General features: G+C 68.2%; 8 protein-coding genes. 5 read left to right on the top strand and 3 right to left on the bottom strand.

The window, feature by feature from the left end; all coding sequences use genetic code 11:
* Both ACIRDX_RS17065 and ACIRDX_RS17060 read right to left on the bottom strand, forming a co-directional pair.
* A partial coding sequence (locus ACIRDX_RS17065; RefSeq protein ID WP_396626642.1) for an OB-fold nucleic acid binding domain-containing protein occupies positions 1 to 602 on the bottom strand: 602 nt, incomplete at its 3' end.
* A complete protein-coding gene (locus ACIRDX_RS17060; protein ID WP_396626641.1) occupies positions 599 to 1,231 on the bottom strand; it encodes a hypothetical protein in 633 nt (210 codons plus the stop codon). The genes ACIRDX_RS17065 and ACIRDX_RS17060, both read right to left, overlap by 4 nt.
* Positions 1,232 to 1,365: 134 nt before the next feature.
* Between ACIRDX_RS17060 and lexA the strand changes: the two genes are divergently transcribed.
* From lexA to ACIRDX_RS17045, 3 genes are all read left to right on the top strand, one after another.
* Positions 1,366 to 1,971: a transcriptional repressor LexA gene (lexA, locus tag ACIRDX_RS17055; RefSeq protein WP_396626640.1), complete on the top strand. Its 606-nt coding sequence runs from the start codon at positions 1,366 to 1,368 to the stop codon at positions 1,969 to 1,971.
* 4 nt (positions 1,972 to 1,975) lie between these two features.
* Positions 1,976 to 2,311, top strand: coding sequence for a DUF3467 domain-containing protein (locus tag ACIRDX_RS17050; protein ID WP_396626639.1), 336 nt, complete (start codon positions 1,976 to 1,978; stop codon positions 2,309 to 2,311).
* A 239-nt stretch (positions 2,312 to 2,550) separates the two neighbouring features.
* The gene (locus ACIRDX_RS17045) at positions 2,551 to 3,705 is read left to right on the top strand and encodes a hypothetical protein (protein ID WP_396626638.1); all 1,155 of its coding nucleotides are present in this window, start codon (positions 2,551 to 2,553) and stop codon (positions 3,703 to 3,705) included.
* A gap of 27 nt (positions 3,706 to 3,732) precedes the next feature.
* Here ACIRDX_RS17045 and ACIRDX_RS17040 read toward each other — a convergent pair whose 3' ends face one another.
* A complete protein-coding gene (locus tag ACIRDX_RS17040) occupies positions 3,733 to 4,419 on the bottom strand; it encodes a gluconate 2-dehydrogenase subunit 3 family protein (RefSeq protein WP_396626637.1) in 687 nt (228 codons plus the stop codon).
* Positions 4,420 to 4,556: 137 nt separating this feature from the next.
* On the opposite strand from ACIRDX_RS17040, the gene ACIRDX_RS17035 reads away from it, so the two are divergent.
* Together ACIRDX_RS17035 and ACIRDX_RS17030 are read left to right on the top strand one after the other, a co-directional pair.
* On the top strand, positions 4,557 to 6,251 hold the full coding sequence (locus ACIRDX_RS17035; protein WP_396626636.1) for a GMC family oxidoreductase: 1,695 nt from the start codon (positions 4,557 to 4,559) through the stop codon (positions 6,249 to 6,251).
* A gap of 570 nt (positions 6,252 to 6,821) precedes the next feature.
* Complete coding sequence (locus ACIRDX_RS17030; RefSeq protein WP_396626635.1) at positions 6,822 to 10,211, top strand: carboxypeptidase regulatory-like domain-containing protein; 3,390 nt, start codon at positions 6,822 to 6,824, stop codon at positions 10,209 to 10,211.
* The last annotated feature ends 16 nt before the right edge of the window (positions 10,212 to 10,227 follow it).

The following is a 10,227-nucleotide window of genomic DNA, read 5'->3' as shown; positions in this document are numbered from 1 at the left end:
CGGCGCGACGGCAGGCCGCGGGCACGACGCACGTCCTGCGGCAGCGGATCGACGATCGCCTCGGGCAGGCGATCGAGCGCGCGGGCGACGAGGTCGCGTTGCAGCTTCGGCGTGAGCGGTCCGACACGCTCGTACACCGGCACGATGCGGCCCGTGTGGACGCTTCCGCGCTCGTCCACGACCGACACGTCGATCAGCTCGTACTGCGGCCCCTGGAACTGCGGCCCGAGGCTGGTCCACTCCACCTTGCCGTGCAGCACCACGCGCTGACCGACGCGGAAGACCTGCGCGAGGAAGCGCTGGTTGAAGAAGACGGCGCGGGCGGTGCCCGAGGCGTCCGAGATCACCAGCTCGAACACGGTGAAGCGCGGGCGGCGCGTCGGCTTCACCTGCGCTTCGACGACCTCCCCGGCGACCGTCGCGGTGCCTGGTCGCAGCGACCCGATCGGCACGATGTGGCCGCGGTCCTCGTACCGGAGCGGGAACCGCAGCAGGAGGTCCTCGACCGTGCGCAGCCCGGCCGACGCGAGGGCCGCGGCACGCGTCGGCCCGACGCCGGGAAGGGTCGCCAGCGAGGCCAGGAGTGGGTCGGCCTGCGTCACTGCAGGACGGTCACCTGCCCGGGCTCGACCCGGATCTCGCGGATGGACGACGGCAGGTCGAAGGGGGCGTCGATGTTGACGTCGTAGCGCGACACGAGCTGCGAGACCAGCGCGCGTGGCAGCGGGATGCCGCCGAGTTCGGCCGTCTCGAGCTCGAAGCGCCCGCTGCCCTGCTCGGTGACCAGGCGCCCACTGACCTTCGCGAGCAGGCTGCCCTTGAGCACCCGCAGCGGATCGAAGCCCTCGCTCGGCGGTCGGCTGGCGTTCATGGCGTCGAGGTCCAGCGTGGCCGTGGCGCTCAACCGGTTGTCGCCGAGGATGCGCAACGTCGGCGCCATGATGCCCGGGGGAATCTCGCTGCGCAGGTGGTGCTCGAGGTAGGCGTTCACTTCCCCTTCCTCGAACACGGTGCTCTGGGTCTCGAGGCGCGGGATGGCGCCGAAGCGCACCACCGACTCGAGCTTCCCCTGCATGCGATCGGCCAGCGCGAGCGAGCCCTGCACACGCGCGGCCGCCACGACGCGGGGTGTCAGCGGCGCCGCGACGCTCGCGAGCAAGCCGAGCGTGATGAGCACGCCCGACAGGAGCCTGCGGAGGGCCGTGTGCGAGGACTGCTGTAGGAATGCCACTGCCGTTTGGAGTCTAGCACCGGCGATTTGGCCGGCACGCTTGACTTTCGCTTTTTATTTGCATACGCTCCGGCCATCGTCGCGCCGGTCCACTGTCGGACCGTTCCGCGGCCGGTGCTCCGGAGATCCCCATCGTGCAGCCGCTCACGAAACGCCAGCGCGAGATCCTCGACTATCTCAACGACTTCATCCAGCAGCACGGCTATGCGCCGAGTCTGGAGGAAGTCGGTCGACGCTTCGGGCTGTCGTCGCTGGCGACCGTCCACAAGCACCTGACGAACCTGCAGGAGAAGGGGTTCATCAAGCGGGCCTGGAACCGCAGCCGGTCGGTGGAGCTCATTCCCGCGCGCATCGGCGGTCGCGCCCTCGAGCTGCCGCTGCTCGGCTATGTGGCCGCGGGGCGCCCGATCGAGGCGATCACCAGCAGCGAGACCATCACGGTCCCCGAGGCGCTCGTCGGCAAGCGCGACACGTACGTGCTGCGGGTGAAGGGCGACTCGATGATCGACGAGCAAATCCGCGACGGCGACTTCGTCATCGTCGAGGACCGCAAGACGGCCGGCAATGGCGAGATGGTCATTGCCCTGCTGGCCGGGTCGGACGTGACGCTCAAGAAGTTCTACAAGGAGAACGACCAGGTGCGGCTGCAGCCGGCCAACCCGACGATGGCGCCAATCATCGTGCCGGCGGCCGAGGTGCAGGTGCAGGGCGTGGTGATCGGCGTGATGCGGCGATACTGACGCCATGAGCCAGCAGCCTCCGCCAGAGTCCCGGCAGATCAACTTCACCATCGTCCCGGCCGACGCGCCCGACGTGCCGCGCGTGTACGCCAACTTCTGTGCGGTGGCGAACACCCCGTTCGACTTCACCCTGACGTTCTGCGAGGTCCAGCCGCTCTCGCCGCAGGACGTGCAACAGGCCGAGCGCGACCACGTGGTCCCCGCGCCCGTGAAGGTGAAGGTCGTGGTCCCGGTGCCGTTCATCCCCACGATGATTGCGGCGCTGCAGGAGCATCTCCGCGCGTTCGGCGAATCCCAGAAGCAGGGCGCGCCGGGCTGGTCGGGCGACCCGATTCACTGAGCCAGTCGGACTGAAGAGTTCTCGATGAAGACCTGCCGGACCCTGTCCGCGGGTCGCTCCATTCTGAATTCTGAACGCTGACTTCCTCTGTCAGACTCCACATCCCAGGCGCGTCCGTCCCCCGTACCGGGCTCGGCCGCGTCACTTCCACGAGGCGACACACGTCATTGCGCCTCGTGACCCGCGCCGATCAGCTTCGCCCTTTCTTTGCGTTCACGCGTCTGCACAAGGGACTGCCGATGGCCACGCTCCTCACTCTCCTCCTCCCGGACTTCGTCGTCGATGTAGAACGGCGCTGGGAAGGTCTGCCCGCCGACGTGCCGCTCATCGTGGGAGGCTCGGCCGAGGGGCCCGGCCAGGTCGTGGCCGCCTGCCGAGTCGCGCGTGCCGCCGGGGTGCGCCCGGGGCAGCCGCTGCGAGAGGCGGCCCGACTCGCACCCGGCGCGCGCTTCGTCCCCGGCATCCTGGATCGCTACGCCGAAACCGCCTCGATGCTGGATGAACTCGTCCGTCGCTGGTGCGCCGAGGTCGACTGGGTGTCCATCGACCGCGCCGTGATCCCGGCCTCCGCGATCAAGGCGGGGGCCCTGGCTGCGGCCGCCGACGCCATGCAGCGGGCCATCCGCGACGACCTGGGCCTCTCCACGGCCGCAGGCCTGGCCGACACCGAGGTCGCGGCAGCAGTAGCGGCGTCGCTGGTGGCGCCCTCGGGGCTGCTACAAGTGCTGCCGGGCTACGACCAGCGCTTCCTGGCCCCGCTCGACATGCGCTGGCTCCCCGGCCTCTCGGGCGCCGCGCGTGAACGACTCGCCGAACAAGGTGTGGACACCATCGGTGCCCTGGCAGCCCTCGCGCCGCCGGAGGCCGAGGCGGCCATCGGCAGTGGCTGGGCTGCCGCCTGGCGCATGGCCAGGGCCGAGGAACCGCGGGCGCTCGCAAGCACCGCGCTGCCCCGCAGCCTCACGCGTGCCATCGCGCTGGGATCGCCGGTCGGATCGGAAGACGTGCAGTTGGCGGCGGAGCACCTCGCCGACCAGATGGCGCAGCGCCTCATCCAGATCGGCGCCTTCGCGCATGCGCTGACGGTGCGGGTGATGGGGGCCGACCAGCGGTTCCGAGGCCGGACGCTGACGCTACGGGAGGCGGCGCGCCAGCGCACCGACCTCGCGCCGGCCGCGCGGGCGCTCGCCGCCCGGCTCTGGAAGTACGGCGACCCGCCCGTCCGCGTGAGCCTGGTGGCCACGGGCCTGAGTGCCGACGGGCCGCAGCTCAGCCTGTTCGACCTCGCCAGCGAGCCGGCGGCCGCCCTGCGGCGTCACGACGGTTTGCGGACGACACGCAGCTTCCGGGCCCTGGCGAAGGGGTCGCTGGCGCGCCGCACGCGCGCCAGCTGACGGGCGACGCGTCGCCGCCGGGATGCGTCAGGCGTGCTTGCCCTCGTGCGTGCACCCTTCGTACTTCTCGTGGAACACGTTGCCCGTGTACCCGAGTTCCTTCAGGCCTGGCTCGGAGGCGAAGTAAATGCCCGACACCCAGCCCTTGATGTGGTCGAAGTGATCACGGAGCGTGGCCGGCCCCGGCGCGGGCATCGGCACGGGAATGGGATCGCCCTTCTTCCAGGAGGGCATCTCCATGCTCGGCTTGCCGCTGGACGCCTCGGTGAGCAACGCGACCTGGTCGGCGGGCGCGAGGTCCTTGAACGGCTTCTGCCTGGTCTTGAGGGCCGCGCCGTCGAGCGCACCGAGGGCGGTGATGAAGCGGCGCCGCGTCTCGGCCGACTCCACCGTGAGCAACTTGTCCAGGAACTCCGGCGTGCCGGACGCCTTGGCGCCAGGAACGATCAGGTCCGACACGACCACGACGGTCGCGAACTGGTGCGCGTCGAAGGTCGCGGGCTTGAAGGGAGCCGCCGCCCGCGTCGCCGGCTTCTTCGCCTGCTCGGCGACGTGCGCCGAGTGCTTGTGGACCGGGTGTTCGTCGGCACTGGCCACGCCGGGCACCGCGAGCGACGCGCCAAAGCTGGCAGCCAGCGTCTGCAGCGCCGTTCGGCGCGAGAGCCCGGTCTCGGGCGCGGGTTGGATGACCGGCAACGTGCGTCCTGCCTTCATGCGCGACATCTCCTCCAGGAGGGGCGTGTAGTGGGCGAACGATACCACAGGGATTCGCGCGCAGGGACGGATTTGACCCACTCTGTGGCGAATCGCTATGCTGCCGCGATTTCTTCTTTCAGCCAGGAGCCAGGCACGTGGCGCAAGCCTCTCGTGATGCAGCAGGTCGGACGTACGACGTGATCGTGGTGGGCTCGGGCGCCTCGGGCGGCTGGGCCGCCAAGCGCCTCGCGGAGGCCGGCGTCAACGTCCTGATGCTCGATGCCGGTCGCGCGTTGACCGATGCCGACTACAAGGAGCATGTCCCCGCCTACGCGCTCGACTACCGGAACCGGGCCAACGACCGGATCCGCGAGACGCGGTCGCGCCAGAAGGACTGCTACGCCTGCACCGAGTACAACTACGACTGGTTCGTGAACGACAACGAGGAGCCCTACACCACGCCCAACGGCAAGCCGTTCTCGTGGCAGGGCCGCACCCGCGTCATCGGCGGGCGCACCAACGTCTGGGGCCGCCAGAGCTACCGCTTCAGCGACTACGACTTCAAGGCGGCGAGTCTCGACGGGCACGGCATCGACTGGCCCATCTCGTACAAGGACCTCGAGTCGTACTACGACCTCGTCGAGGACTACGTCGGCATCTCGGGCCAGGCCGAGAACGACCCGTTGCTGCCCGACAGCAAGTTCCACCCGGCGATGGGCATGAGTTGCGCCGAGCACCACGTGCGTGGCGTGCTGAAGAAGGCTTTCAACCGCACTCTCACGATCGGCCGCGCCGCCAATATCACCAAGCCACTGAACGGCCGGGCGGCCTGCCATTACTGCGGTCCGTGCGAGCGCGGCTGCGCCACGCACTCCTACTTCAACTCGGCGTTCACCACGGTGGCCGACGCGCTCAAGACCGGCAAGTGCACGCTCGTCCAGAACGCGATGGTCCACCAGGTGCTGATGGACGCGACGGGCAAGAAGGCCCGCGGCGTGTCGTACATCGACCGCACGACGCGGCAGGTCAAGGAAGTCAACGCGCGCGTCGTCATCCTCGCCGCGCAGGCCCTCGAGTCGGTGCGCATCATGCTCAACAGCGCGCCCGGCGGCCTGGCCAACAGCAGCGGCGCCCTTGGCAAGTACCTCATGGATCACACGTGGGTCGCTGGCGGCGCCTCGGCCGAGTTCCCCGAGCACCCGACCAAGCCGAGCGTGAACGGCCCCAACCGGCCGAACGGCACCTACGCGATCCGCTTCCGCAACCGACCCGGTGAAGCGAAGCACAAGGACTTCCTGCGCGGCTACGGGTACCAGGGCGGCGGCTCGGCGGGCTTCAACTTCGCCGCGCCCGGCTTCGGCGCTGCCTACAAGCAGGCCGTGAAGGACAACGCCCTCACCGAGTTCCGCTTCGCCGGCTTCGGCGAGGTGCTGCCCTACGAGGACAACCACGTCTCGATCGACCCCAACGTCGTCGATGCGTTCGGCATCCCCGTGCTGCGCATCTCGATGGAGTGGAAGGAGAACGAGAAGAAGATGATCCCCGACATGGGGTACGCGGCCGCCGAGATGCTCGAGGCCGCCGGGGGCCGGAACATCCGCCCGTTCTTCTTCCTCGACCGCGTACCGGGCTACGGCATCCACGAGATGGGCATCGCGCGCATGGGCGCCGACCCGAAGAACTCCGTGCTGAACCAGTTCCAGCAGACGCACGACATCGCCAACCTGCTGGTGACCGACGCGAGCGGCTTCACCTCGGGCGGGTGCCAGAACCCGACGCTCACCATCATGGCGCTGACCGTGCGCTCGATGGATCACCTGCTGCAGGAGATGAAGCAGGGGAACGTCTAGGCACAGCCGGGTACCGGGTACCGGGTACGAGGGAGGGCGCGGTGTCCCACCGCGCCGCTGACCATTCACGGCCGGGTGGGACACCCGGCCCTCCCTGCAGGCAACCCCGCCCGCAGCCCTTCCGAATCTGCTGGTCACCGACGGCGCCGGCTTCCCCTCCATCGCCTGCCAGAACCCGACGCTCACGATCATGGCGTTGACGGTGCGCAGTTGCGACCACCTGCTCGAACAGTTGCGCACCAACAGCCTCTAGGCACGTATCGGCAGTCGGCAGTCGGCAGCGGAGTGAGGGTACGTAGCCGTCGACCTTCAGGTCGACGGTCAGTGATCCCCGCTGAGCGTCGGGCGCGTCCGGCAGCTACGGCTGTCTCACCGGGCAGACACACGGTGCGCGCTGGCCGCCTGTAGGGTGAGCGCGTGATGGAGTCATGATGGATCCGGGGTGACCGTGGCAAAAACGCAACAGCCTGTGGCAGACGCCACGCAGTGTTTTCGCAATTGACATCGTTCTGTGACGGACTGACTATAGGCCAGCAACTTGTCAGACCACTAGGTCACTAAGGAGTCATGATGTCGCTTGATTTGCGATTCCGTGCCCAACGCCTCTTGCGCACGCTCGCGTACGCCTGCCTCATTGTCGGCCTCGGCGGCCTCCCTGGCTTCGCCCAGAACATCACGGGCCGTATCGACGGCCACATCACTGACAGCTCGGGCGGTGTCCTTCCTGGCGCCACGGTCACCATCCTCAATGAGAACACCGGGCTGTCGCGGACGGTCGTCACCGACGAGAACGGCCTGTTCACGGTGACCAGCCTGCCGGTCGGTGCCTACAGCGTCACCGCCGAGCTGCAGGGCTTCCGTCGACAGCAGAAGACGGGAATCGAGTTGGGCGCCGACGCCCGCATCACTACGGACTTCGCCCTCGGCGTCGGTGAGTTGACCGAGTCGGTCGAGGTCACGGCGGTCGCTGGCGAGGTGGTCAACCGCACGTCGGGCGAGGTGGCCCGAACCATCGACCAGACGCAGATCAAGGACCTGGCCTTCAACGGCCGCAACTACCTCGAGCTCGCGACCCTCATTCCCGGGGCCGTGGCCACCGACTTCGACCCGCTGGCGCTCGCCACGAGCTTGAGCGTGACCGGCCAGTCGATCAACGGCAACCGCGGCAACACGAACAACCTCACCGTCGACGGCACGTCGAACCTCGACTCCGGCTCCAACGGCTCGCAGATCAACAACGTGAGCCTGAGCTTCATCGACCAGGTGAAGATCCAGACCTCGAACTTCTCCGCCGAGCAGGGCCGCAACTCAGGCGCCGTCGTCAACGTCGTGACGCGCAGCGGCACCAACCGCTATCGCGGCACCGCCCGTTACGACATCCGCGACGAGAAGTTCGACGAGCCGAACTACTTCGCGCCGCGCGACGCCAACGGCAACCGCACCAAGCCGCCCCTCGAGTTCCGCAACTTCGAGGGCGCCCTCGGCGGCCCGATCCTCAAGAACAAGCTGTTCTTCTTCGGCGGCCAGCAGTACCGCACCATCAACCGCTTCACCAACCCGACGCGCCAGACGCTGCCGACGACAGCCGAGCTGAACGGCGACTTCTCCTTCCGGCTGCGCGGCGCCGACAACATCGTCGGGACGGCCGACGATGGCATCCTGCGCGATCCCCAGACGGGGCAGCAGTTCCCGGGCAATGTGATCCCGGGCAACCGCATCACGACCGACGGCCGGGCGTTCGCCAACATCTACCGGGCGATGCAGGGCAAGGCGGCCTCGTTCACCGACACGCCGACGGCCAACAACACGGTCTTCCAGGAGTACAACCCGTTCGAGCAGCGGCAGGACATCATCCGCATCGACTGGCAGGCCACGCAGAAGCAGCGCCTCTACGGCCGGTACATCCACGACGAGTACAACCTGATCGAGCCGTTCGGCACGTTCTCCGGCGCCGCCATGCCGACCGTCCCGACCGACCGGTCGCGGCCTGGCACGAGCTATCAGGTCGGACACACGTACGTGCTGAGCACCAACTTCATCAACGAGGCCAAGGTCGGCGCGTCGTGGAACGGCCAGCGCATCAAGCCGGTCGGCGACTTCTGGCTGCGCGACACCTTCGGCTTCCAGTATCCCGAGCTGTTCAACGAGCCCGGGTTCGTCTCCGGCGGCATCCCCAACGCGTCGGTGGCGGGCTTTGCCGGCATCACTGGCCCGTCCTTCGCGCTGCTGTCGCCGACGACCGACATCACCTTCCAGGACACCGTCACCTGGATCAAGGGCAACCACTCGGTGCGCACCGGTGTCGCCATCTCGCGCAACCGCAAGGACCAGAACGGTCGCGCCAACTACTTCGGGTCGGCCAACTTCAACGCCGGAGGCAACCCGAACAGCACCAGCAACGCCGTGGCCGACATGCTGCTCGGCAACTTCCGCACGTACGACGAGGCCTCGGCCGACCCGGTCGGGTTCTTCCGCTTCACCACCTACCAGGGCTTCGTCTCCGACACGTGGCGCGTGCGCAACAACCTGAGCCTCGAGCTCGGCCTGCGCTACGAGTACTCGACGCCGACCTACACGTCGGGCAACAACCTCGCGAACTTCGACCCGTCGCGCTACGACCCGAACCAGGCCGTCATCGTCAGGACCAACGGCCTGCTGGTGCCCGGCGTCGGCAACCGGTTCAACGGGCTCGTGATCGCTGGCGACAGCATCCCCGAGGATCAGCAGGGCCGCGTCGAGTTCGTCACGGGCGGCGACTACAATCGCATTCCGTTCGGCGCACCGCGCGGCTTCTACGACGCGCAGCACCTCTTCATGCCGCGCTTCTCGTTCGCGTACTCGCTCAACCCCGAGACGGCCATTCGCGGCGGCGTGGGCCTGTTCTACGACAAGCCCGAAGGGAACGTGGTGTTCTCGCAGCTCAACCTGCCGCCGGTGCTCGCCAACACGGTCTACGAGAACTTCAACATGGCCAACCCCTCGAGCGGCGCTGCCGGCGCCGTCGGTGCGGTGGGGACGATCAACGCCATCGACCCCAACCTGACGCTGCCCTACCAGACCAACTACAGCGTCGGCGTGCAGCGCCAGCTCGGCCGCGGGTACTTCGTGGAGGCCACCTACGTCGGCAACACGGGCCGCAGCCTGATCCGTCAGCCCGACATCAACCGCGCCAGCTTCGACGACCTGCGCGCCAACGCGGCGCTGCCGGCGGCGCAGCGCGTGTCGGAGAACTTCCTGCGTCCGTACAAGGGCTTCTCCTCCATCCGCATGCGCGTCAGCGACGCGAGCTCGCAGTACCACTCGATGCAGTTGTACGCGGCCAAGCGCACGGGGAACTTCCAGTTCACGGTGTCGTACACGCTCGGTCGCACGCTCACCAACGCCAGTGGCAATGGCGACAACGACACGGTCGACGGCGCCGACGACCTGGACTTCTTCTACGGTCCGGCGACCTTCGACCGCCGCCACGCCTTCATCAACACGCTGACCTACCGCCTTCCCTGGCTGCGGGACCGCGGCGGCGTCCTCGAGGCGTTCCTCGGCGGCTGGGAAGCCAGCAGCAAGTACCGCTGGCAGTCGGGCTCGTACCTCACGCCGACCGGCAACTCGTCCATCGGCGGACGCCGTGCCGAGTACCTCGGCGGCGAGATCGACATCGACGGCGACGAGCTCCGCTGGTTCAACACGTCGGCGTTCTCGAACCCGCCGGAAGACCGGCGCGGCTCGGCCACGGTCGGCATGATCGAGGGCCCGGCCTTCCAGCAGATGGACGTGTCGTTCCGCAAGAACTTCCGGTTCGGCGGGCGCTACAACCTGACGCCGATCTTCGACTGCTTCAACCTGTTCAACACGGTCAACCTGGCCAACCCCAACGTCAACGCCAACGATGTGGCGTTCGGCACGATCAATGCCGCGCAGCCGCCGCGGCAGTTCCAGGTCGGCGTCCGCTTCGACTTCTAGTCGACGCCACGCCTGC

The organism is Luteitalea sp. (assembly GCF_044337415.1).
Lineage (GTDB): Bacteria > Acidobacteriota > Vicinamibacteria > Vicinamibacterales > Vicinamibacteraceae > Luteitalea.
The sequence above is the reverse complement of the archived record's forward strand: the minus strand, read 5'-3'. Positions and strand labels throughout refer to the sequence as shown.